The sequence below is a fragment of the Tardiphaga sp. OK246 genome (assembly GCF_900188215.1).
Classification (GTDB): Bacteria; Pseudomonadota; Alphaproteobacteria; order Rhizobiales; family Xanthobacteraceae; genus Tardiphaga; species Tardiphaga robiniae.
Genome location: NZ_FZOX01000003.1, coordinates 549,567 through 573,073 on the forward strand (window position 1 = coordinate 549,567; position 23,507 = coordinate 573,073).

The window sequence follows — 23,507 nt, forward strand, 5'->3', positions numbered from 1 at the left end:
CCCTCAATCCCCGGCAGGGGGAAAACACCCCTAACATGGCTACCCCAGCCTAAAAGGGAAGCACCGTTCGAGGGTAAACGCTGCGGCCCTCGGTCGCGGCTCGTCATTGAACCTTTGGCGCAAGAGTCATCTTGCTTTCAAACACTTATGCTGCATTGCGGGGTGAATGCGCATTAGAAGGCAGGATGGTATTGTCGGCGGCGCTCCGTTAATTCGGCGCCATGGTTTCCTTGACCTTGGCGATCAGCGCGCTCAGGGCGAACGGCTTGGCCAGGAAGGCGAATTGCTGGTTTTCCGGCAGGCTCTTTTCGAAGGCTTCCTCGGCGTAACCTGACACGAAGATGATGCGAATATCCGCATTGCGGGCGCGCATCTCCTTCAGCAGCGTCGGTCCGTCCATCTCCGGCATCACCACGTCGGACACCACAAGATCAATGGCACCGTTCTGTTCGTCGAATAGCTCCATCGCCTCGACGCCGTTGCCGGCTTCGACCACCGTGTAACCGCGCGAGCGCAGACCGCGGGCGTTCAGCGCGCGCAGGCCCTCTTCGTCCTCGACCAGCAGGATGGTGCCCTGTCCGGTCAGGTCCGCGCGCGGCTTGGCGTCGGCAGCGGCTTCCTTGGCGGCGACGGCGGCTGCGATCGCCGGATCGGGAGCGACTTCCTTTTCCTGATGATGGCGCGGCAGGAAGATGCGGAACGTGGTGCCTTTGCCGGGCTCGGAATCGACATAGACGAAACCGCCGGTCTGCTTGACGATGCCGTAGACCGTGGAGAGGCCGAGGCCGGTGCCCTTGCCGACATCCTTGGTGGAGAAGAACGGCTCAAAGATCTTCTCGACGATGTCGGCGGGAATGCCGGTGCCGGTATCGCTGACATCAATGCGCACATAATCTGATGGCGGCATACCCTTGTAGGACAGTCGCCCGGCTTCCTCGGCCGAGACGTTGACGGTGCGCACGGTCAACGCGCCGCCGTCCGGCATCGCGTCGCGCGCATTGACCGCGAGATTCACGATCACCTGCTCGAATTGCGAGATGTCGACCTTCACCGGCCACAGATCGCGGCCGTGCACGACTTCGAGTTTGACCTTCTCGCCGATCAGGCGCTTCAGCAGCAGATCGATATCGGACAGCGCGTCACCAAGATTGAGCACCGTCGGGCGCAGCGTCTGGCGGCGCGAGAATGCGAGCAACTGGCGCACCAGCGTCGCCGCGCGCGTCGCGTTCTGCTTGATCTGCATGATGTCCTGGAACGACGGATCGGTCGGCTTGTGCGCGTTCAGCAGGAAGTCGTTGGCCATCATGATGGCGGAGAGCACGTTGTTGAAATCGTGCGCGATGCCGCCGGCCAACTGGCCGATGGTGTCCATCTTCTGCGCCTGGTTGACCTGGTTCTCGAGCGTGCGGCGCTCGGTGGTCTCCAGCATGTAGACGATGGCCGCCTCGGTCTCGCGTTCGTTCTCTTCGACAGCGGTGACGAAGAACTGTCCCCAGCGCTCCTTGGCACCTTCCAGCAGCGCTTCCACCGGCGGGATATCGCCCTGCCCCTGCGCGGCGTGGCCGATGGCCGCGACGAGCTGGTTGCGGTCGCGGTCGCTGACGGCGGCGAGGATCGACTTGTTGACGGCGCCCGATGTGTTGAGGCTCTGCGCCAGCTTGGCGAAGCGGGCATTGCCGCGCACCACGGTGCCGTCGCGGTCCACCGTCGCAATCGCCATCGGCGTATGGTCGAAGAAGCGCATGAAGCGCACTTCGGCGGCGCGTTGCGGATCCGAGCGCTCGTCGCGCGCGCGCGAGATCACGAGGGTGCGCGATGCACCCGGCACCCCATCGGCGCCGAAAGCGAGCTTATGATAGAGCCGCACCGGCATGGTCTTGCCGTTGCGCATGCGCAGGTCGATGTCGAAGACTTCGGTTTTGACCTCGCCGGGCATCGGCACGATCGACGTCAGCAACGAGGCGCCGTCGCCAGAGACGATGTCCGTGAGCTTCAGACCGCCGGAGCCGATCTCGGCAAGATCGTGATCGAGCCAGTTCGCCAGTGTGGCGTTGACATAGACCAGCTCGCCCTTTGGATTGACCGAGAAGAAGCCGCACGGCGCGTGATCGAGATATTCGATGGCGTGCTGCAATTCCTGGAACACGTCTTCCTGACGCTGGCGATCGCGGGAGATATCGGCCACCGACCACACCGTGGATTTGGCTTCGCGCTTGCCTTCACCCAGTGGACGCACGCGCATCCGCAGCCAGCGGCCATGGCTGCCGTCGGGCGCTGCGACACGGACTTCCTCCTGCTGGCGCTTGCCCTCGCGGGCAGCCTTGAGCAAACGGAAGACGGCTTCGGAGACATCCGGATTACCGATGAAGACGCGCTCGACCGGTCGCGCATCCTGTGCGGAGGCCGCGCCGGTCAACGTGAGATAGGCAGCATTGGCATAGACCACATGGCCCCGCGCATCGGTGACCGCGATACCGTCAAAGGCATGATCGGCCACGGTGCGCATGATCGGATCGTCGGAGGTGCGATCGGCAAAGCGGACAATACCGGCGGCAAAGGCGAACAACACGAACAGGCCGACCATCGCCAGCAGCGCCAGCAGGCCCAGAATATAAGGCTGCGCCTGGGCGCGGCCGAGAGTCATGAATGCCACGGCGCAGGCGATGATCGCGGCGGCAATCAGCAGCACCAGCACGATGCTGCCGCTGCGCCGGGCCGGCTCGTGCAGAACCGGATTCTGCGCCGTCATCGATTGGCGATCGTGGTCGGTCTCGGCAATCATCGGACGGTTCGTCGCCTGTTGGCAGTTGCGGCAGCGCGGGTTTGCGCGCCTCCTGAGTGCATCAATCGGCTGGCCTTACGCAAGCGCCGCGTCGGCCTATTCGCTTCCAATCCGCCGATTCGCAACACGTTCCCGACCCCTTGCCCGGCCCTTTGCCAGGCGCTTCCCCGAATCATGACGGGCGCCCGGACAGGCCACGCTTCAGGCCCATGACGTAGCCAATGACTTCGGCCACCGCATGGTAGTGTTCGCCCGGAATTTCCTCGTCGATCTCGACGGTGGCGTAAAGCGCGCGCGCCAGCGGCACGTTCTCGACGATCGGAATGTCGTGCTTGCCGGCAACTTCCCTGATCTTCAGCGCGATGTTGTCGACGCCCTTGGCGACGCAGATCGGCGCGGTCATACCGCGCTCATAAGACAGCGCTACGGCGTAGTGCGTCGGGTTGGTGATGATCACCGACGCCTTCGGCACCGCTGCCATCATGCGCTTCTTCATGTTCTGCTGACGCAGCTGCTTGATCTTGCCCTTGATATGGGGGTCGCCCTCGGACTGCTTGTATTCTTCCTTCACTTCCTGCAGCGACATCTTCAGCTTCTCGTACCAGGTGCGGTACTGGAAGAAGAAGTCGGCAATGGCGACGAAGGCGAGCATCGCCACCACCGAACCCATCAGCTGCAGTGTCAGCGATGTGGTGATACCAAGGATCGCCGACGGATCGATATGGATCAGCGCATCGAGACGAAAACGCTCGGGCCACAGCACCGCGCACATCACGGCGCCGAGCAGGACGAGCTTGAACAGCCCCTTCAGGAAATTGGCCAGCGCCTGCTTGCCGAAGACGCGCTTGGCGCCTTCCATCGGCGACAGCTTGCTGAACTTGGGCACCAGACCTTCGGTGGAGAACACGAGCCGGTGCTGGATCAGATTGCCCGCGAGCGCGGCGATCACGAGAAACAGGATCGGCATGCCCATGGTGGACAAGATGGACATGCAGAGGCTCTTGGCCAGCAGCAATAGTCCGGGCCCGTCAGTCCGTATCATCCAGGAATTTTGCAGAAGGTTTTTGAGCGGCGTCTGCAGCCCGCCGCCGACCGAGCCGTTGAAGGTCGACAAGACCAGCGTCGCACCCGCCAGCAGGAACCAGGTATTGACCTCCTGGCTTTTGGCTACGTCGCCGCGTTCGTGAGCATCGTCGAGCTTTTTTTGCGTGGGGTCATGTGTCTTCTCGGAATCGTCGTCGGCCATCCGCGCGCCCCTATATCCGCGGCATCATTTGTTGCATGACGCCGGTGACGTATTCGAGGTAGGTCCCCATCATGGTTGCGAGCACGACGGCGAAGATCAGGAATCCGATCATGATCGAAAGCGGTACACCGACGAAATAGACCTGCATCTGCGGCATCAACCGTGCCAACACGCCAAGCCCCATGTTGAAGACGAGGCCGAACACCAGGAAAGGCGCAGCAAGCTGCGTGCCGATCTTGAAGGCCGCCGCGAAGGCATTGGTCGCGAGCTTCGCCACATCGCCCGTCGACATGATCTCGCCGGGCGCGAAAATCTTATAGCTGTCATTAATGGCGGCGATCACAAGGTGATGCGTATCGGTGGCGAACAGCATCGTGATGCCGAGCATCGTGAGAAAATTGCCGATCAGCACGCCCTGCTGACCCTGGGTCGGATCCACCGAGGTGACGAAGCCGAGACCGAGTTGCTGCGCGATGATTGATCCGGCGACCTGCAGCGCCGACAGCGTAACGCGCGCGGTGGCGCCGAGCACGACACCGATGATGATCTCATGCACCAGCAGAACCAGCATCGGCACGATCGATCCCATATCGACGTTATAGGCGCCGCGATGCGCCGGCAGCATGAGAAGGGTCAGTCCCAATGCGATCGATAGCTTGGCCCGTGCGGGAATGTTGGTTTCACCAAAGCCCGGCATCAACATCACCATCGTACCAATGCGGGCGAAGGCCAGCATGAAGGCAGCGGCGAGAGCGGGCAGAAGCGAGACATCGATGCGCATACGGGATTGTGCATCACCCCCCGATGATTCGCGACGATATCCGCAACATGTAGCTCGACAATGCGTCCCCCATGAACGGGAGCGTCAGCATCATGGTGGCAAAGACCGCGAGAATCTTCGGCACGAAGACCAGCGACTGTTCCTGGATCTGGGTCAGCGCCTGCACCAGCGACACCACGACGCCAACCAGGAGGCCCACGACCATCAGCGGACCGGACACGATCACAATCGTCCAGATCGCATCACGGGCAACGTCGAGAGTTTCGGGGCCGGTCATTGCAGTAATCCTTGTGTTACGCGGTGTTCGTGATGAGGAGGATCAGATCGGCATCTTCATGATGTCTTCGTAGGACTGGATGACGCGATCGCGCACCGAGACCAGCGTCGAAACGGCGACGTCGGTTTCCGCAACTGCCGTGACCACGTCCATCACATTGGCCTTGCCGTTGGCCATTGCGATGGTCTGCGCATCCGACTTGCGGCCGGAATCGAGCACGCTGCCAAGCGCATCCTTGAGGACCGCGCCGAACGACTGACCGCCACCGGCGTCTGCCGCCTTGTTGAGACCGCCACCGACGCCGCCGCCGGCGTCCATGATGCGCGAGAGAGCCGAGTAAGCATTGGCGGCGACAGAGGGAGTTGCCATGGTTCAGCTATCCTGTTCAGGCCTTGAGGATGTCGAGCGTGCGTTGGATCATCCGGCGCGTGGCGCTGATGATGTTGAGATTGGCTTCGTAGGAGCGCTGCGCTTCCTTCATGTCCGTCATTTCCACCAGCGAGTTCACGTTGGGGTATTTGACGTTACCGGCGGCATCCGCCGCGGGATTGCCGGGCTCGTAGCGCGTGGGAAACGCAGACTGGTCGGGCCTGATGCGGCCGAGGCCGACGATGCGGGCATCCAGCGAGCGGTCCAGCTCCGATTTGAAGGTCGGCACCTTGCGGCGATAGGGGTCTCCGCCCGAAGTCTGCGCTGTGGACTGCGCATTCGCGATGTTTTCCGAAATCACCCGCATGCGGCCCGCCTGGGCGCGCAGACCGGAGGTCGCGATGCCCATGGAGCGCGAGAAGTCGCTGATATCGTCTGCCATGATGAGCTCCCTTTATGCGCGCGGCGGCGTCAGCGCTTGCCGATAGCGGTCTTCAACAGACCGAGGCTGCGGGTGTAGAGCGAGGTCGCGGCGGCATAGTCCATCTGGTTGGCCGAGACCTTGAGCATCTCGTCTTCCAGATTGACGGCATTGCCGGCGGGGCGGGTCTCGTAGCCGACCCGGCTGTTCTGGTTGAAGGAGGCCGAGCCCCCGGTCGGCAGGATATTGGTGCCGGCGGTGCGCATCATCGGCAGCGAGCCCATACCGCCGGCGGTGACGGACGTGTTCCCGGCCTTGTCGAATTTCGGTTCCACGAGATCGCGGGGGCGGAAGTTCGGAGTGTCCGAATTCGAGATATTTTCGGCCAGCACACGCTGGCGCTCCTGATGCCACTGCATCTTGGTGCGCAGCGCCGACAACATCGGCATGTCGCTGATCGCCATCGGCCTTCTCCGCCCGCCCGGACGGAGTGTCCTGAGCTAGGCAGAATTTGCCGCCTGCATGGTTAATACGAAGTTAATTTCCGGCGGTACTTGTTACCGAACCGTAAATGAATGCTGCAAAATTGACGTTTTTCGCAACTGCCAACGCTTTTTCGCCTGAATTGGCCGATTAACCATCCCCATCGGCCATACGACGGGGCGGCAGAAGTCGTTTTGGCTGCAGCGATTCATAGTTTATTATTAACCAACGGCAGGTTCTGCCGTGGGGCGTTAACAGATGGGGCGTGATTCACGCTGCGTGCGGGGCGTGCGGGGGTATGACACCTCCAGCTCTGGACGTGGACGTTGCAGCCACCCTGTCTGGCTGGGGACTTTATGATGCAATCATCGGTGCAATTTATCTTGGCCTTCGTTGTCGTGCTGGCGCTGATCGGGCTTACCGCCTGGCTGGTGCGCCGATTCGCTGGCAACCGGCTGGGCAATAACACCAGCCGCGGGCGCTTGCCGCGACTCGCGGTGATCGATGCCGCCGCCGTGGACGGCCGCCGCCGCCTGGTGCTGGTCCGCCGCGACAATGTCGAACACCTGCTGATGATCGGTGGCCCGTCGGACATTGTCGTCGAGCCCAATATCGTCCGCGCCATGCCCGGCCGCGAGCAGGCCCCGCAGCGCGGCGGCCTCGCCGCCGATGTGGCAAGCCGTGGCCCATCGCTGCCTGAAGCCCCGAGCTGGGCAGAGAGCAACGACTCCGGCTTCGATTCCGAACCGCATGTGCCGGAGCCGGCGCCGCGCCCCGCGCGCCCCTCCTTTATCGAAGAGCCACGCCGCCCGGCCGCGCCTTTGCCGGAGCGTCGACCCGATCCGGTAGCCAGCCTCGCGCCGGAACCTGCGCCGCGCCCCGAACCGGCGCCACGCAACGACCTTTTCCCGCAGCGGCCGATTCCGCGAAGTGAAATGCCACGTGCCGAGATGCCACGTAGCGAGCCGATGATGCCGCGCCCGATGCGTGCCGATCCGCCGATCCGCACCATGCCGCAACCCCGCACGCCGGACCGTCCCGTCGCAGCAGCGCCGACCCCGCCTGCTCCGGTTGTTGCTGCCCCGGCTCCCGCCCCGGTCGTTGCGCCGCCCGTACCGACGCAAGCCCCTACGCCTCCTGCTCCGGCAGTCGCGGTGTCGTCTGCCGATCAGAACCTTGCCGATATGGCGCAGCGCCTCGAAGCAGCCTTGCGCCGTCCTGCCGGCGAAACCCGTCAGGATGCGCCTGAGCCCCGGGTCGGCGCTCCGTCGGTGGCGCCTGAGGCACCATCGATCCGTCCGGCTTCGCGGTCGCCGGAAGTCTCGATCGCCAGCCCTGCCCGTGCGGAAGCGCCCCCCGTCGTCCCGCCGGTCAAATCGGGTTTTGAAAATCTCGAAGACGAGATGGCCTCCCTGCTGGGACGGCCAAAGTCCAGTTCGTGAGTTCGGCGAACCTCCCGCGTAGAGTATTTTTCCTTTCAGTTCTGATCGCCGCCGGGACCCTCACAGGTCCCGCGATGGCGCAGGACATCAGCATCAATCTCGGCGGCGGTGGCGGCGGCGTCACCGAACGTGCCGTGCAGATGATCGCGTTGTTGACGGTGCTGTCGATCGCACCGTCGATCCTGATCATGATGACGTCATTCACACGCATCGTGGTCGTGCTGTCGCTGCTGCGCACCGCATTGGGTACAGCGACGGCTCCGCCAAACTCGGTGATCATCGCGCTGGCGATGTTCCTTACGGCTTTCGTGATGGGACCGGTGCTACAACGTTCCTATGACGACGGTATCAAGCCGCTGATCTCCAACGACATCACCGTCGAACAAGCTTTGGTGCGTGCATCCATTCCGCTGCGCGGCTTCATGCAGAAGAACGTGCGCGAGAAGGATCTCAAGCTGTTCATGGACCTGTCGGGCGAGCCAGTCCCGGCAACGCCTGACGACCTGTCGCTCCGCATCCTTGTGCCGGCCTTCATGATCTCCGAGCTGAAACGCGCTTTCGAGATCGGCTTCCTGCTGTTCCTGCCATTCCTGATCATCGATCTCGTGGTCGCCTCGGTCTTGATGGCGATGGGCATGATGATGCTGCCACCGGCGGTGGTGTCACTGCCGTTCAAGCTGATCTTCTTCGTGCTGGTGGATGGCTGGTCGCTGGTCGCAGGCAGTCTGGTGCAAAGTTACGGGCAGTAGCGAGGCTTACCCTTACCGCGTCATCTCGATCTTGCGGACATTGACCACCGGCTGCGGCTTCAGCGAGCCGGTCGGCATCGGATCGGCACTGGCACCTGGCAGGATCGCCTTGGCGCTGCTTTCGGGGAAGCGCGTCTTCATCTCGCGCAGGAAGCCGTCGAGCGTATCGACGGACGCGGCCATCTTGGCAATGGCGGCGAATTCCGAAGAATTGGTCGAGGTCGGCTTGCTCGCTGTGTCGAAGGCGATCTTGTCGGCACCGACATTCATCAGCGGCGCATACTTTTCGCGGAAACGCGCGAGACCGAGGGCGTCTTCCGCCAGCGCATAACCCACGACAGCACGGATGATGTCGCTCTTTTCGCTTGGCGTCAGCGGCGAGAAATCCCGCCAGCGGTCGCCATAATAGAGTTCGATCTGTTCGGAGGCCTCGCGCCAGCGCCGCGACGACCAGTAGATATCCGAGCGGAGCCGGATCGCTTCGCGCCCGCTGACATGAGAGATGATGTCGAGAGCCAGCTCACGGCGGCCGATGTCGCTCTGCGCCCGCGCCTCAAGCAGCAACCGCTGTTGACGCAGTTCGCCATTGAGATCGGCGATACGCGTGGTGCGCAGCGCGGCGATGGCCCGGTCGGGCTTGCGGCTCATCAGATAGACCATCGCCAGACGCGCAGCGACTTGCGAGCGTGCAGCGCCTTCGAGACGGTGATCGACCTGATACTGTAGAAGCTCGGCAGCCTGATCGAGCAGATCGACAGCTACGAGACGATCTGCGAGACGGCGGATCATTTCGTCACCGCGGCGGCCGATCGGCGTCAGCTCGCGAAACTCGTAGAACATCGCCAGCGCATCGACCGGCGGCAGGCTGTCGCCCTTTGGCGATAGATAGATCTGCGAGAACAACGCCTGGGCTTCGTCCTGCACCTGGCGCGCGGCTTCGCTGTTGGCCTGGCGCTCGGTGGCCGTGCGGGCGGCCAGCAGCGAGTCATTGTAGCGCCCGAGTTCGGCATACATGCGTGACAGGATCTGCAGCACCTGCACTTCCGTGCCATCGCCGCGCCAGGTCACCGCCAGCACTTCGAGATCATGCAGCGCGTCCTCGCTGCTGATCTCGTTGCGCTTCTGGCGCAAATTGATTTCGCGCAGCTTGGCTTCCGCTGCGGATTGACGATCCACCGACCCGGTGACGTCCTGATACTTCGACAGCGCATCCTTCTCGCGACCGAGCGCCTCGTCGAGCCAGCCGCTGAGCAGCATGGCCGCGGGCTTGATCTCCGGCGAGATGCCGACCGTTTCGAGCTCACTGCCGCGCGACGACGCGCCGGCATAGTCCTTGACCTCGAGCGAGGCCCGCAGCGCCAGCATCAAGGCCGCGCGCTGCAGATCGGCCGGCAGCGCGGCGAGCGTGAACTCGGCATTCTTGAAACGCTCGCGCGCCTCGACCCACTTTTCCTGTTTGGCGTAGGCGAGCGCCTTCCACAATTCACCATCGTAACCCGGCCCGAGCACCGGATTGGCGATATCCTTCAGGGTCTGTTCGGGACGCCCCATCATTGCGCTGGCCACCGCATGAACGATCAGCGCGACAGGGCTTTCCTCGCCGACCTTGGTGTCCGCGATCGCGAGATCGGCGACGCCCTTGGCCTCGTGGTACATGCCGCGCGCCATGTAGAATTTGGCCAGATCCATCCGCGCCTGCGGCAGCGAACTAGCTTCGGCCGATGACATCGCGTCGATCAACTCGCCGAAGCGCGCATTGAACGGGCCTTCCTGATCCTTGCGCCATTGGCCGACATCGAAGATCGGCCGGGCGACCGTCGAGGCGCGCTGCGGCGCCGCATCGGCTGCCGACAGCGTCAGGCCGCCGGGCTTGGTGAGCATCACCTTGTCGATACTGGCTTCAACGGACACGTCGTCGGAGTTCACCTGAACCACCACGCCGTGAATCGATTCCAGCAACGAGAATTCAACGAAGTCCTGGCGACGGATGAAGCCGCGCGATGGTGGCAGCGCGGTGATGATATTGAGCGTATCGCCGGCATCCGGATCAACCAGGCGATGCTTGAGACCGGGCTTGGCCAATGGCACCTGCACGCTGGCGCGCGAGGGATCGGCAATGTTGCGCACGGCAGAAAGCGGCTGCGACGGCGTCTGACGTGTATCGGCCAGCATCAGCGACCAGGCCTGCCCCGCGCCGGCAGGATCGTCGGTCGTGAGAGAGGCCAATTGCGGGCGGTTAAGGCGGATGCGGATCGCCTGCCCCCTCTCCAGCGGGATCGTGCTCACATCGGCAATGATCGATCCGCTGTCACGGCGGATCGGCGCGGTGTCGATGGGCCGCGTCGAATCTGCCACCAGCCACAGGATATCGCCGCGACGAAACAAAGCGACCGGCGTTTGCGATGGAAAGGCAAAGGCTATGCGCACGCCGTCGCTGCTGCGCTTGACCTCAACCGGCATGCCCGCCGGTTCGGTCGGCGCAGCAGCAACGGGTGCAGCAGCAGGGGCCGCCACAACGACAGGCGCAGGCGGCGGTGTTTCTTTGGCAGGAGCTACGACAACAGGCTCGGCTGCCGGCGCAGGCTTGGGTGATTCAGCGACCTTGGCCGCCTCGGGCTTTGGCTCTTCCGGCTTCGCTGCCGCGACGGGCGCTGCCGGTGCAGCCGTCGCAACCTCGACCTTCTTCTCCGGAACGATCTCTCTTGCGATCGTCTCGGAGGTCGGCGGCACGATCTCGCCGGAGCGCTGTGCCGGAACGCTGGCGGGCTTCTCGACCTCGGGAGGCTTCGCCGCGACCGGCGGTTTCTCGTCCGCAGGAGCGGCCACCGGCAGCTTGGCCAGCGGCGACGGCTTTTCATTCTGCTGGAAGCCGATGTCGACGACGTAGCTCTTGTCCTCGCGGAACGACTTCACATCGACGTCACCGATCAAGCCGATCTCGACGGCGGTCCGGTTGCCGTCCATCGCCTGACCGATCGATGCGACATTGGCGGGTGCAGACAGTTTGGCATCGGCGAGATCGAACACCAGACCGGCGTTGAAGGTCAGCGTCAGCGTCTTCTCGTTCAGCACCGACGACACACCGACGCCGCCGGTCTCGAACACGAAGCGCACGAAGGTCGGCTGCACGGATGCGCGTACGCGGATCGGCGGCTTCTTCTGGCTTTCCGCGGCAGCGCGTTGCTGGCGCAAGGCGCGCTCTGCCGCGCGCGCACGCTCCGACAATTCCTTGACCACATCCTGCGGCAAACCGGGCGGCATACCCTTCCAGCTGTCGGGCAACAGATCGATGAAGATGCGCTCGCCCGCCGTCATCGAATTGACGGTCACCCTGCGTGACAAAGCGAGGCGGATCGCCGTGCCATCGGGATCGCGGCGTGCGGAGCCGATATAGTCGGGGGCGGCGTCGCCGAGAATCTCGACAGGAATATCGACCGGCCGCTTGAAGCGAATGACGAGAATGGTGCCGGCTTGCGTCACCTCGGACTCCACGTCCTCGGCAAGCTTCAGCACGATGCGGCCATAGCCGCCCGACGTGCCCATGCTCGCGGTGCCCCTCACCGCTTGCGCAGATGCGGCATCCGGGAACGACAGCGCAAGACAGACAATGCCCGCGAGGACCGCACAACGTCGAACGGCCCGCGTCCATGCGCGAGCTTGCGTCCAACATGCAACGGCAGCCGTCCGTGCCATTCAGAAGTGTCTCTCAGCCCGATGCTCGAAGGACGACCAGTCGTTCGCCCTGTGTCGAATCTAGATTCCGCGCTCTAAGGATTTGTTAATTAATTTCTTTAATTCCGGCCCTGCTGGATCGGCCTGCCTTCGATCTTGGGCAGTTCGACCGCCGCGGCAGATCGTTCGCCACCCGAGGCGCGGCGCGCCAGTTCCACGGTGAGGCGTTCAGCGGCCTCCGGCTGCATCAGACCGAGAATGTCGGACATCTTCCGAGGCGCAATCTGCGAGGCGATCTCGAACAGCACCGGCATTTCCAGCCGATCGAAGATCTTCGCCGCGTCCTTCGGCTTCATGCTTTCATACATGGTGACGATACCCTTGAAGCGGGCGGCATCGACCTCGCTCTTCTGGTCGTTCGCAGTCTTGATACCGGCTTCGACGCCCTTCAATTCATCGACGCGGGTTTCGATGCGCTTCTCTGCAGCCTTCAGCAGGCTCTCGCGAATGTCGATCTCGCGTGCACGCGCTTCCAGCTCCTGACGGCGCGCTTGCAGCCGTTCGAGGATCGCCCGTTCGGCCGGCGAGATTTGAGGAGACAGTTCGACAGGCGGGTTGCTGGTCGGTTCGATCGCTGCAGGCGCCGCTACCGCGGGCTTCGGCTCTTCCTTCTTGGCTGACACCGAGCCGGTAATATCGCCGTCCACTGGCTTGCCGCCCGGGAAGTTGAACATCTCCTGCGCCCACGATCCTTTCGTAGGCTGCGGCTGCGGATCGTAGTTGAACACGTAGCCGCCATCGATCACCAGGCCGGCGATCTTGAGAATCGCCAGCCCGAAAACCGCCACCAAGACGACAGGAAGAATACGAACGTCCCGAAAAGCTTTCATGCAGCGATGCCGTCAGGCCTCCTCCGTTCGGCAAACGCCTGCGCTGCCGCGGCATTGGCCCGCGCTGCGGACACCCGCGGCGCATCAGGGTCGGTTTCGGTGAGCGGCCGTGCCGCCACCGCAATCTTCGATAGCCGGCGCACGACAGCGTCGCTCTCGGCGAGCTGGGCTTTCAGTTGATCGGCCAGCGCCGTTGCCGCCGAAATCTGACTGCCCAGATTCTCATTGACGTCGCGCACGGTAAGCTTGAGTCCGCCGATCGCACGCTCGGCGATCTCGGTCACGGTGATGAGCTCGCCGATCGTGGCCTTCAACGATTGCTCGTCCGCCTTGAGGCGCTTCAGGCGCTTATTGAGCAACATGCAATAGGCGATGGTCAGGATCAGAAGCACCGCAACCAGGCTCTCGATCACAATTCCTAATGAATGACTCATTGTGCCTCCATCAATTTAGTTTGCTCATCAGCCTTCTCAAACATGGCGAAGGTTGTGTTAGGCTTGCGTAATTGTTTCGTGACTCTAATGGCAACGCGGTCGCCGACACGGCCCATGCGACCTTCAGTCAAGGTCACGGCTCCGCAACGCACGGCAACAAGGGCATCCGCACGCATTTCCAGCGGCAGCGTATCGCCCACTTTGAGAAGCATCAGCTGCTTCAACGGGATCTCCGCCTCATACAGCACGGCGTCGACGGCGATCTCGGCCTGAGCAATTTCAGTGGCGAGATGGCTTTCCCAGATCGGATCACGGCCGAATTTTTCGCCCATGAACATCTGCATGAGCACGGCGCGGATCGGCTCGATCGTCGCATAGGGCAGCAGCAATTCGATATTGCCGCCGCGATCTTCCATGTCGATATGCAGGCGCACCAGGATTGCGGCATTGGCTGGACGGCTGATGGCGGCAAAGCGCGGATTGGTCTCAAGCCGGTCGATGGTGAAAGCCACGGGCGACAGTGGCCGGAACGCCTGTTCTGCGTCGGCCAGCACGACTTCGATCAGGCGCTTCACCAGATTGGTTTCGATGGTGGTATAGGGACGGCCCTCGATGCGCAGCGAGGCCTGACCACGACGGCCGCCGAGCAACACGTCGATCATCGAATAGATCAGGCTGGAATCGACGGTAGCGAGGCCGAAATTCTCCCACTCCTCTGCCTTGAACACGCACAGCACGGCTGGCAGCGGAATCGAATTCATATAGTCGCCGAAACGCACCGAAGTGATGCGATCGAGCGAGACTTCGACGTTGTCGGAGGTGAAATTGCGCAGGCTCGTGGTCATCAACCGCACCAGACGGTCGAACACGATTTCGAGCATCGGCAGACGCTCATACGACACCATCGAGGAATCGATGATGGCGCGAATGCCAGAATTTTCGTCGAGATGAACCTCGTTGACACTGAAGCCGAGGAGGTTGTCGATTTCCTCCTGCGAGAGAACGCGCTCGCCGCCGTTCTTGCCGCCGCCGATATCGCGACCGCCGTCCTCGACCATGGCGGCCCATTGCTCCGCCATGGTGCCGGTGAGTTCGTTTTCGGCAGCCGCTTTCGCCGCCTCAACGGGATCCTCTGAATCCAGAGACGCTTCCCATTCGGCGGCAATTGCGTCCTGATCGACCTGTTCGGTAGACATCAGCCTAAATCCAATTCCTCACTGAATGAGGATTTCCTTGAACAGCACAGCGTTCACGTGATGAGGAGAGATCGCGGCATTGACGCGCCGCGTCAGCTCTTCCTTCAGCCGGAACATGCCAACGGAGCCGTTCAGATCGGTGGTGCGCAGTTCGCGCAGGTAAACCTGGAACATGTCGGTGATACGCGGCATCGACGGCGTGATTTGCGCCACGAGCGGCGCTTCCTTCACCTCGAGCACGATCTTGGCCTTGAGATATTGCACGCGCTCGCCGGGCTGACCGGCAAGGTTCACCAGGATTTCCGGCACATCAATGAAGGCGAGCGGCTTCGCAGCCGGCGCCGCCTCTTTCTTCTCTTCCTTGGGGTGTCCCTTCAGGAAGAACCAGCCGCCACCACCCGCTGCAAGCACCAGCACGCCCGCGACGATTGCGATCAGCTTGAATTTGCTCTTGGGAGCTGCCGCCTCGTCCCCGGTCGGGGTGCCTTCTGAAGTTTCCGTATCCGCCATCGCCTGCCCGTCCGGGGTTGGGATGAGCTCGATGCTGCAAAGCAGGCAATAAAGACGCGATACAAAATGCTGCCAGCGCCCAAGGCCCTGTGTGATCGTGACGCTAGGTCGCAATGGTTAACGGAATCTTTCTTTTGACGCTCAACTAGGAAAATTCTGCCGGCAAATATGGTCAACAAGACCTTTCTGCCGCCCGTTTTCGCGCCTCGAAAACTACCAACAAGTTGAAAAATATCAGCTTTTTGACTTGGCACGGCTTTCGCTACTCACCTTAGCGAACCGCGGCTTGGGAGAGCTGTGCGGTTTACGGGATCCGCGGCGAGCTTGGGAGAGCGATCCGCGCGAACTTAGGGGAGAACCACCGATGGAGAATATGCTTCTCGTCGGACTGTCGCGGCAGATGACGCTTCGGCGTCAGATGGACGTCGTGGCGAACAACATTGCGAATATCAACACGAGCGGCTTCAAGGCCGAGCGGACGATTTTCGAGGAATATCTGAGCCCGGCCGCCCGCGAAGACAACTTCGTCGGCCGCGACCGCCGCGTGTCCTTCGTCCAAGACCGCGCCACGATGCATGATTTCACCGGCGGCGCGACCGAGCAGACCAAGAATCCGCTGGATGTCGCCATCGACGGCAACGCCTTCCTCGCGGTGCAGACCCCGAACGGCGAGCGCTACACCCGCGACGGCGGCATGCAGATCAATTCGCAGGGCCAGCTCGTGACTGCGTCGGGCGCACCGGTGCTCGGCGCCAATGGCCCGATCGTGTTCCAGCAGACCGACCACGACATCAACATCTCGCAGGACGGCACGGTCACGGTGCTCGAAGGCATCAACCGCATCGACTCCGTGCGCGGCAAGATTCGCATGGTCAATTTCGCGCAGCCCCAGCGGCTGGTGAAAGAAGGCTCCAACCTGTTCTCGGCCGGTCCCGGCGCCAATCCGCAGCCGTCCACCACGTCGAAGCTCAACCAGGGCTTCATCGAAAAGTCGAACGTCAGCTCCGTCGTCGAAATGACCCGGATGATCGACGTCACCCGCGCCTATACCGAGCTGTCCAACATGCTGCAGTCGCAAGGCGACGCGCGGCGCTCCGCCATCGAAAAACTTGCCGACGTTCCGGCTTAAGGAATCTGACCCATGCGCGCTCTTTACACTGCCGCGACCGGGATGGCGGCCCAGGAACTCAACGTCCAGGTCATCTCGAACAATATCGCCAACATGCGCACGACCGGCTTCAAGAAGCAGCGTGCCGCATTCCAGGACCTCATCTACGATCACGTTCGCCGCGTCGGTGCGCAAGCATCGGATCAGGGCACGGTCATTCCGGTCGGCGTCGATATCGGCGGCGGTGTGAAGACCGTCGGTACTCCGCGCATGATGACCCAAGGCACGCTGTCCGCGACCGGCGGCGATCTCGATATCGCGGTCCGCGGCGAAGGCTTCTTCAAGATCCAGCTCACCGATGGCACCTTCGCCTATACCCGCGATGGTACGTTTTCCACCGACCAGCAGGGCCGCATCGTCAACCCGCAGGGCAACCTGCTGCAGCCAACGATCTCGATTCCCCAGGCGTCGTCGCAACTCTCGATCAATGCACAGGGCCAGGTCTCGGTCATCGTACCGGGCTCGACGACCCCGACCGTTCTCGGCCAGATCAGCCTCACCCGCTTCATCAACAAGGCCGGCCTCAATTCGATCGGTGACAACCTGTTCACCGAAACACCTGCCTCCGGCCCACCGCAGGACGGTGTCGCCAATGCCGACGGCTTCGGCGACATGCAGCAGCGCAACCTCGAAATGGCCAATGTCGAAGTGGTCACCGAAATCTCGGACCTGATCGCCGCACAGCGCGCCTATGAAATGAACGCCAAGGTCATCAGCGCCGCCGACCAGATGCTGCAATCCACCGCCGGCATGTTCCGCTGAGGAGAATGATCATGACATCAGCCATGCGTTCGCTTCTCCTCGCCACCGCGCTGCTCGCTGCTGCGGCCACCGCTGCGCTCGGCCAAGCGCAGCGCGACGAGGTCATCGCATCGCCAACGCTGCGCGCCAACGTCACCGTGTCCAGCGACGTGGTGCGGATTGGCGATGTCATCGACAATGCCGGCCCCACCGCGCAGATCGCAATCTATCGGGCGCCCGATCTCGGCACCGTCGGCACGCTATCGACCGCGCAGGTCATCGCGGCGTTGCGGCAGCATCAGGTGATCGGCGTTGATACACGCGAGCTCAAGTCCATCACGGTGACGCGGCTGTCGCGCAGCATCGACAGCAAGGATATCGAGAACCAGGTCGCGCAAGCGCTGGAGAACCGCCACGGCCTTGGTGCCGCCGCCAATCTCAGCCTCACTTTCGACCGCGAAGTCCAGGGCCTGCAGCTCGACGCCAGCAATACCGGCGCGTTGCAGCCCGTCGCGGTCCGCTTCGACGCGCGCAGCGGCCGTTTCGACGTCACCTTTGCGATCGGCAACGACTCCAACGTGTCTGCCACCAAGCTGCGTTTCACCGGGAGTGCCGTTGAGACCGTGGAAGCGGCGGTGCTGGTCCGCGGCGTCGAACGCAACGAGGTGCTGAAATCCTCTGACGTCGTCGTCGAGCGTCGCCCGAAAGCCGAAGTCGGCAACGATGGCGCAACGCGCGACCGCGCCGTGGGGATGCAGAGCCGCCGCCAACTGCGCGCCGGTCAGGCAATCCGCAATGCCGACCTCGCCAAGCCAGACTTGGTCACCCGCGATCAGGCAGTGACGCTGATCTACGAAACCGCCGGGCTTTACCTCACGCTGCGCGGCAAGGCCATCGAAGGCGGCACCGAAGGCGACGTGGTCAATGTGATCAACCTGCAGTCCAAGCGCACCGTCTCCGGCGTCGTGGTCGGTCGCGGCCAGGTCGCCGTCTCCGCTCCATCGCCGCGTCTCCCCGCGCAAGTCGAAACTCCCGCGCCAACTCTTGCTCCAACCCGCGAGTCTCTCCCGTCCGAAAAAATCTCCCAGGCCAGACCTCCCCTGGCCAACTCTCCCGCTGCCACCTCTCCCGTCGCGCTTGCTGCCAACGACCACGTGCCTGTTTCTCGAAAAGCTGAGTAAAGTTGATGTTCCAGTTCCATCGTCCCTTCGCCACCGGCGCTGCGCTTCTGACGGTCGGCCTTGCTGCCAGCGGCTGTTCATCGATCGACCGTCTCGCGTCCATCGGCGAGAAGCCCGCGCTCACGGCGATCGAAAACCCGACGACGCAACCCGGCTACAAGCCGGTGCAGATGCCGATGCCAAAGCCGGAGGTCGCGTCCTACAACGCCAACTCGCTATGGCGCAGCGGATCGCGCGCCTTCTTCAAGGATCAGCGCGCACGCCAGATCGGCGACATTCTCACGGTCACCGTGAACTTCACCGACAAGGCCAATATCGCCAACGAGACCCAGCGCAGCCGCACCAATACGGAAAACTCGGGCATCACCGACTTTGCGGGCAGCAAACTGCTGACAGGTTCGGCCGCCTCGGTCCTGCCCGGCCGTCTGCTGACGGCTGACGGATCGTCGTCGAGCGACGGCAAGGGATCAGTCGCACGACAGGAAGCGTTACAAACCAGCGTTGCCGCTGTGGTTACGCAATTGCTGCCGAACGGCAATCTCGTGGTCGAGGGCAAGCAGGAAATCCGCGTCAACTACGAGATCCGCGAACTGATCGTCGCCGGCATCGTGCGTCCGGAAGACATTCAGAGCGACAACACCATCGACAGCGCCAAGATCGCCCAGGCCCGCATCGCCTATGGCGGCCGCGGTCAGATTTCGGACGTCCAGCAGCCGCGCTACGGCCAGCAAGTGATGGACGTGCTGCTGCCCTTCTAACGTTACGAGCTCCCACATCTCATCGTGCTCCCACGCGATGAGGTGTTCACGCACGGCCTTCCGTCAGCTCCCCTGGCGGAAGGCCGTCGTCGTTCTGGACAGACTGGAAACGCGGCGCAATCATTCGTCAGCTCTTGAAATCCACCTCGACGCTGCCCAGTCCGAGCAATTCCATTCGGACGTGATCTCCGGGATTGAGCCACGCCGTCTGCACGAGACTGCCCGTCAGTACGAAGTCTCCGGCGCGCAATATCTTGTCTCGGGCCGCGAGATGGTTGGCAAGCCAGGCCAGTGCATGATGTGGATGACCAAAAACATCGGCGCCGTTGCCGCGCCCAACTTCCATGCCGTTAACGACGGCACGTCCAATCACCGACAGAAGATCAGGCGCCTTGCCACGAGCAACAGGCGCACCCAGAACACATCCCGCCGCAAAGAAATCATCTGCGATCAGTGTCGGCGCATCCATACTGCGCCAGTCCGCATAACGATCATCGACGATCTCGATGGCTGGATGGTAGGCATCGATCGCTGTCGCTACATCATCAGCCGTGAACGGCTCGCCCGACGGCATCAGATCGCTCGCGAGCTGGACCGCAATTTCACACTCCACGCCGACATGTACATAATCGTTGTAGCGCAGCGACGTTCCGGCGGCATGAACACCACTCATATAGAGTCCGCCGGCGCAAGGGTGCGAAATACCGAGATATTGCTGCATCACCGCGCTTGTGCAGCCGATCTTGTAACCGACCTGCAAGCCGAAATCGGGCGACAGCAAATTGTGAAGCGCGTCCTGTACGCGATAGCCATCGGCCTCATCATGCGGGACCGCGTCTGGCGGCAATACGGCGAGCGGCGTGCGGTTATGGCGGACGTAAGCCAGGATTTCGGCGATCGCGAGATACTTTTCCATCGGCGGTCCCTTCGCTCGTCACACGGCTCATGCCGACATATGACTAACGGGTAGCGACCACCATCCTGCTTGGCAACGTTGCGCAGCGTTGCTGGCGCGAACCGACGCTCGCGCCACTGCAACTCCTCGATTCTGGAGTTCAGCCGAAGACCCTGGTCAGGTCTTCATGAAGCCGACGCATCCCCGCAGGCCCGGTGAAGATCTCCTTCACCTCGGCCAGAGCCTCCGTAGTCAGGACATCTTCAGAACGCCGGCCCTGCGCAGCAGTCGCAAGGATGCGCGAGGCGATCGCGGCCTGATTGCACGAGGTGCGGTGCTGCTCCGGCACCTTTGCGACGACCTTCTGAAGAACATTCCTCATCAGCGCGATCGTATCGGGATCATAAGAGGCAGGCGCAGCCATTGTTCATCCTCCCGTTTTTTTCTGGAGCAAGCCTACGTCCTATCGGCGAATGATGACGTTCATATTCCCGTGTTTAAGAATGTCGCCGTGCTGCAGTGCAGTCATCGCAGATCACTGCATCGCACAGCATGCATGATTGCCTTCCGGAACTCCGAAATGAAAAACGGCCGCCCGATGGGGCGGCCGTTTGGCATCTGAAAGACTATTCGTCGCGATAGACCTTTTCGCGCTTCTCGTGGCGCTCCTGAGCTTCCACGGAGAGTGTTGCGATCGGTCGGGCTTCTAGCCGCTTGAGCGAGATCGGCTCGCCGGTCTCCTCGCAATAGCCGTAGGTATTATCCTCGATGCGCAGCAGCGCGGCGTCGATCTTGGAGATCAGCTTGCGCTGCCGATCACGTGCCCGCAGTTCGATGGCGCGGTCGGTTTCCGACGATGCACGGTCGGCGAGGTCGGGGTGATTGACGTTCTCCTCCTGCAAAGCCTGCAGGGTGAGTTTCGATTCACGGAGGATTTCTTCCTTCCAGGCCAGCAATTTCGCGCGGAAATAGTCGCGCTGCCGGTCGTTCATGAAAGGCTCTTTTTCGGAGGGGCGATAGCTTTTCAACTTGTCCAAGGCCAATCCATCTATGCGTGCAAGGCGCCGGAAATGACCGGCCGCGCCGCAGCTTATATAGCGACGTCATGTGACAGACAATAACGTCAGGATACCTCCAGAACGGCCGTCCACCGCCCGGTTTCATGGTCGGAACCGTGCTGCTGCAGCGCACCACAGCCCCGGCGCGGTCCATTGGTCCAAGAGCCATTCGAGCAGCCATAAACACGGCTTATGCGGGTTTCAGCCGCGCTTGGGGCCGGCCTCGCCGACTTAGACCTGGCCGGCCTTGGCCAGCTCAACTTCAACCCGTAGTTCGATCTCGGACAGCACGGCGTCCAGACCGGGCTCGCCGGATGATTCCTTGAGGTTGGCTGCCGCACTGCGCAACCGCGCCACCATGGCCGGATTGATCGAGCCCGTGAGCAGGCCGATCTTGAGTTCGTCGAGGACATCGAGCGCACCGCGGCCGCGCTTCACCGAGCGCTTGCGGCGCTCCATGGGATCTTCGACGCTCTGCATGGCCAGAAGCGCATCGATGCTGTTGGCCGCCCGGGGCGCTACGGTCGGTTTGGTCTCGGAGGTCGGTGTCGCATCAGGCAACGAAAACCCGGTCGAACTGGTTTTCTTCGCTCCTGACGACGGGGCTCCGAATGTGGTGCCGTTCGGTCCGTAAATGCGCATCGGCGTGTCCAGCAAGGGTAATGGCCGATCCCGGCCCACGGCGGCTTGCCGTTCGCTCAGTACCATCGCGAGCGTAAACGGACCTCCATCCGGAAAGGTCGTCTTTTATGGTTAATCAATCGTAAACGGCCCGGCAAAATCTGCCGCAGGCGGCACTTTCGCCGGAGCGCAAGCCGCTTGTGCAGCCCCAGAGCCTTTATCATTTACATTATAAATCAACATCTTATACCGATTTAGAACGCTGGCACGGCACTCGCATAGTGAAGGCTGGATCGTCGTCATGGGAGTGGCGAGCGGTCCAGTGAAGACCTCAGCGGGGAGCAGAGGATGCCGAGCCTACCTTCGATCCGATTCTGTCAGACGGCCTGTGCGGTGCTGCTCGTGCTGCTCGTGCAGGCGGTGTCGGCACATGCGACGTCGCGGATCAAGGATCTCGCCAATATCGAAGGCGTCCGGCAGAACCAGCTGATCGGCTACGGCCTTGTGGTCGGCCTCAACGGCACCGGCGACACCCTCAACAACATCCCGTTCACCCGCCAGTCGCTGCAGGCGATGCTGGAGCGCATGGGCGTCAATATCCGCGGCCAGACGCTGCGCACCGGCAACGTCGCCGCCGTCATGGTCACTGGCAACCTGCCCGCCTTCGGCACCCAGGGCACCCGCATGGACGTCACCGTCTCGGCGCTTGGCGATGCCAAGAACCTGACCGGCGGTACCCTGCTGGTCACCCCCCTGCTCGGCGCTGACGGCAACGTCTATGCCGTCGCCCAGGGCTCCCTCGCCATCAATGGCTTTGCCGCCGAAGGCGCTGCCGCCAGCATCACCCGCGGCGTGCCGACCGTTGGCCGCATCGCCAATGGCGCCATCATCGAGCGCGAGATCGAATTCGCGCTGAACCGCCTGCCCAATGTGCGCCTCGCTTTGCGCAACCCCGACTTCACCACAGCCAAGCGCATTGCCGCCGCCGTCAACGATTTCCTGGGATCCAAGACCGCCGAGCCGATCGATCCCTCCACCGTGCAGCTGTCGATCCCGCCGGAGTTCAAGGGCAACGTTGTCGCGCTGCTCACCGAGATCGAGCAGCTGCAGGTCGAACCGGATCTGGCCGCCAAGATCATCATCGACGAACGCTCCGGCATCATCGTGATGGGCCGCGACGTGCGCGTCGCCACTGTCGCCGTGGCTCAAGGCAATCTCACCGTGACGATTTCGGAGAGCGCCAATGTCAGCCAACCCAATGCATTCTCCAACGGCCGCACTGTCGTCACGCCAAGTACGCGTGTCGGCGTGACCGAAGACGGCAAGAAATTCGCTCTGGTGAAAGACGGCGTTTCGCTGCAGCAGCTCGTCGACGGCCTCAACGGACTCGGCATCGGCCCGCGCGACCTGATCGGCATCCTGCAGGCCATCAAGGCCGCGGGCGCCATCCAGGCCGACATCGAGGTGATGTGATGAACGTCAACACCGCTGTCGCCGCCTATCAGGCCAAACACCCGACCATCAACGGCCGCCCCGATCAGAACCTGATCGATGCGCTGCAGAAAGTATCTCCGCAAGCTCAGGCCAAGACGCGCAAGCAGTCCGAAGATTTCGAGGCGATGTTCATCAACACGATGTTCTCGCAGATGACATCGGGCATCAAGGGTGAAGGCCCGTTCGGCGATACCACCGGCACCGGCGCATGGCGCTCGATGCTGACAGACGAATATTCGAAGTCCTTCGCCAAGGCCGGCGGCGTCGGCATCTCCAACGAAGTCTTTCGTTCACTCATCATCCAGCAAGCCAATCGCGCCAGCTGATCGCAGAGGACAC

At 62.4% G+C, this 23,507-nt stretch carries 24 protein-coding genes; 8 read left to right on the forward strand and 16 right to left on the reverse strand.

Annotated elements, in window-relative coordinates:
- Positions 1 to 208 precede the first annotated feature (208 nt).
- The 7 genes from cckA to flgB form a co-directional block, all read right to left on the reverse strand.
- On the reverse strand, positions 209 to 2,782 hold the full coding sequence (cckA, locus tag CHC01_RS15620; protein WP_089265169.1) for a cell cycle histidine kinase CckA: 2,574 nt from the start codon (positions 2,780 to 2,782) through the stop codon (positions 209 to 211).
- A 172-nt stretch (positions 2,783 to 2,954) separates the two neighbouring features.
- Positions 2,955 to 4,028: a flagellar biosynthesis protein FlhB gene (flhB, locus tag CHC01_RS15625; RefSeq protein WP_089265170.1), complete on the reverse strand. Its 1,074-nt coding sequence runs from the start codon at positions 4,026 to 4,028 to the stop codon at positions 2,955 to 2,957.
- A gap of 10 nt (positions 4,029 to 4,038) precedes the next feature.
- A complete protein-coding gene (gene fliR / locus CHC01_RS15630) occupies positions 4,039 to 4,809 on the reverse strand; it encodes a flagellar biosynthetic protein FliR (protein WP_068735671.1) in 771 nt (256 codons plus the stop codon).
- Between the two features lie 13 nt (positions 4,810 to 4,822).
- Entirely contained in the window at positions 4,823 to 5,086 is a 264-nt protein-coding gene (fliQ, locus tag CHC01_RS15635; RefSeq protein WP_068735669.1) for a flagellar biosynthesis protein FliQ, read from the reverse strand.
- Positions 5,087 to 5,128: 42 nt separating this feature from the next.
- Positions 5,129 to 5,455: a flagellar hook-basal body complex protein FliE gene (fliE, locus tag CHC01_RS15640; RefSeq protein WP_068735666.1), complete on the reverse strand. Its 327-nt coding sequence runs from the start codon at positions 5,453 to 5,455 to the stop codon at positions 5,129 to 5,131.
- A 16-nt stretch (positions 5,456 to 5,471) separates the two neighbouring features.
- Entirely contained in the window at positions 5,472 to 5,897 is a 426-nt protein-coding gene (gene flgC / locus CHC01_RS15645; RefSeq protein ID WP_089265171.1) for a flagellar basal body rod protein FlgC, read from the reverse strand.
- 29 nt (positions 5,898 to 5,926) lie between these two features.
- The gene (gene flgB, locus CHC01_RS15650) at positions 5,927 to 6,340 is read right to left on the reverse strand and encodes a flagellar basal body rod protein FlgB (RefSeq protein WP_089265172.1); all 414 of its coding nucleotides are present in this window, start codon (positions 6,338 to 6,340) and stop codon (positions 5,927 to 5,929) included.
- Positions 6,341 to 6,715: 375 nt separating this feature from the next.
- Between flgB and CHC01_RS15655 the strand changes: the two genes are divergently transcribed.
- Positions 6,716 to 7,801 carry a flagellar biosynthetic protein FliO gene (locus CHC01_RS15655; RefSeq protein ID WP_441230246.1) on the forward strand — a complete coding sequence of 362 codons (1,086 nt, stop codon included), beginning with the start codon at positions 6,716 to 6,718 and terminating at the stop codon, positions 7,799 to 7,801.
- A complete protein-coding gene (fliP, locus tag CHC01_RS15660) occupies positions 7,798 to 8,550 on the forward strand; it encodes a flagellar type III secretion system pore protein FliP (RefSeq protein WP_089265173.1) in 753 nt (250 codons plus the stop codon). Before CHC01_RS15655 ends, fliP begins: the two co-directional genes overlap by 4 nt.
- Positions 8,551 to 8,562: 12 nt before the next feature.
- On the opposite strand, the gene CHC01_RS15665 is transcribed toward fliP, so the two are convergent.
- From CHC01_RS15665 to fliL, 5 genes are all read right to left on the reverse strand, one after another.
- Complete coding sequence (locus tag CHC01_RS15665; protein ID WP_089265174.1) at positions 8,563 to 12,243, reverse strand: tetratricopeptide repeat protein; 3,681 nt, start codon at positions 12,241 to 12,243, stop codon at positions 8,563 to 8,565.
- Positions 12,244 to 12,341: 98 nt separating this feature from the next.
- Positions 12,342 to 13,112, reverse strand: a complete 771-nt coding sequence (locus tag CHC01_RS15670; RefSeq protein WP_089265175.1) for a MotE family protein — start codon at positions 13,110 to 13,112, stop codon at positions 12,342 to 12,344.
- A complete protein-coding gene (locus CHC01_RS15675) occupies positions 13,109 to 13,546 on the reverse strand; it encodes a DUF6468 domain-containing protein (protein ID WP_089265176.1) in 438 nt (145 codons plus the stop codon). Before CHC01_RS15675 ends, CHC01_RS15670 begins: the two co-directional genes overlap by 4 nt.
- Positions 13,543 to 14,742, reverse strand: coding sequence for a flagellar motor switch protein FliM (gene fliM / locus CHC01_RS15680; RefSeq protein ID WP_410001823.1), 1,200 nt, complete (start codon positions 14,740 to 14,742; stop codon positions 13,543 to 13,545). Before fliM ends, CHC01_RS15675 begins: the two co-directional genes overlap by 4 nt.
- A gap of 18 nt (positions 14,743 to 14,760) precedes the next feature.
- The gene (gene fliL, locus CHC01_RS15685) at positions 14,761 to 15,252 is read right to left on the reverse strand and encodes a flagellar basal body-associated protein FliL (protein ID WP_089265178.1); all 492 of its coding nucleotides are present in this window, start codon (positions 15,250 to 15,252) and stop codon (positions 14,761 to 14,763) included.
- 364 nt (positions 15,253 to 15,616) lie between these two features.
- Here fliL and flgF point away from each other — a divergent pair, with 364 nt between their 5' ends.
- From flgF to flgH, 4 genes are read left to right on the forward strand one after another with little or no spacing between them, the layout of a single operon-like run.
- On the forward strand, positions 15,617 to 16,381 hold the full coding sequence (gene flgF, locus CHC01_RS15690) for a flagellar basal-body rod protein FlgF (protein WP_089265179.1): 765 nt from the start codon (positions 15,617 to 15,619) through the stop codon (positions 16,379 to 16,381).
- 12 nt (positions 16,382 to 16,393) lie between these two features.
- The gene (flgG, locus tag CHC01_RS15695; RefSeq protein ID WP_089265180.1) at positions 16,394 to 17,182 is read left to right on the forward strand and encodes a flagellar basal-body rod protein FlgG; all 789 of its coding nucleotides are present in this window, start codon (positions 16,394 to 16,396) and stop codon (positions 17,180 to 17,182) included.
- An 11-nt stretch (positions 17,183 to 17,193) separates the two neighbouring features.
- A complete protein-coding gene (flgA, locus tag CHC01_RS15700) occupies positions 17,194 to 18,342 on the forward strand; it encodes a flagellar basal body P-ring formation chaperone FlgA (RefSeq protein ID WP_502695660.1) in 1,149 nt (382 codons plus the stop codon).
- Positions 18,343 to 18,347: 5 nt separating this feature from the next.
- Positions 18,348 to 19,100, forward strand: a complete 753-nt coding sequence (flgH, locus tag CHC01_RS15705) for a flagellar basal body L-ring protein FlgH (RefSeq protein ID WP_068736258.1) — start codon at positions 18,348 to 18,350, stop codon at positions 19,098 to 19,100.
- A 127-nt stretch (positions 19,101 to 19,227) separates the two neighbouring features.
- Here flgH and CHC01_RS15710 read toward each other — a convergent pair whose 3' ends face one another.
- The 4 genes from CHC01_RS15710 to CHC01_RS15725 form a co-directional block, all read right to left on the reverse strand.
- Entirely contained in the window at positions 19,228 to 20,016 is a 789-nt protein-coding gene (locus tag CHC01_RS15710) for a 2-keto-4-pentenoate hydratase (RefSeq protein WP_089265182.1), read from the reverse strand.
- A gap of 139 nt (positions 20,017 to 20,155) precedes the next feature.
- The gene (locus tag CHC01_RS15715) at positions 20,156 to 20,419 is read right to left on the reverse strand and encodes a hypothetical protein (RefSeq protein WP_089265183.1); all 264 of its coding nucleotides are present in this window, start codon (positions 20,417 to 20,419) and stop codon (positions 20,156 to 20,158) included.
- A 202-nt stretch (positions 20,420 to 20,621) separates the two neighbouring features.
- Positions 20,622 to 21,032, reverse strand: coding sequence for an RNA polymerase-binding protein DksA (gene dksA, locus CHC01_RS15720; protein ID WP_068735634.1), 411 nt, complete (start codon positions 21,030 to 21,032; stop codon positions 20,622 to 20,624).
- Positions 21,033 to 21,284: 252 nt separating this feature from the next.
- The gene (locus CHC01_RS15725) at positions 21,285 to 21,695 is read right to left on the reverse strand and encodes a flagellar assembly protein FliX (RefSeq protein WP_089265694.1); all 411 of its coding nucleotides are present in this window, start codon (positions 21,693 to 21,695) and stop codon (positions 21,285 to 21,287) included.
- Between the two features lie 327 nt (positions 21,696 to 22,022).
- Here CHC01_RS15725 and CHC01_RS15730 point away from each other — a divergent pair, with 327 nt between their 5' ends.
- The gene (locus CHC01_RS15730; RefSeq protein ID WP_089265184.1) at positions 22,023 to 23,147 is read left to right on the forward strand and encodes a flagellar basal body P-ring protein FlgI; all 1,125 of its coding nucleotides are present in this window, start codon (positions 22,023 to 22,025) and stop codon (positions 23,145 to 23,147) included.
- The gene (gene flgJ / locus CHC01_RS15735; protein WP_089265185.1) at positions 23,147 to 23,494 is read left to right on the forward strand and encodes a flagellar assembly peptidoglycan hydrolase FlgJ; all 348 of its coding nucleotides are present in this window, start codon (positions 23,147 to 23,149) and stop codon (positions 23,492 to 23,494) included. Before CHC01_RS15730 ends, flgJ begins: the two co-directional genes overlap by 1 nt.
- Positions 23,495 to 23,507: the final 13 nt, after the last annotated feature.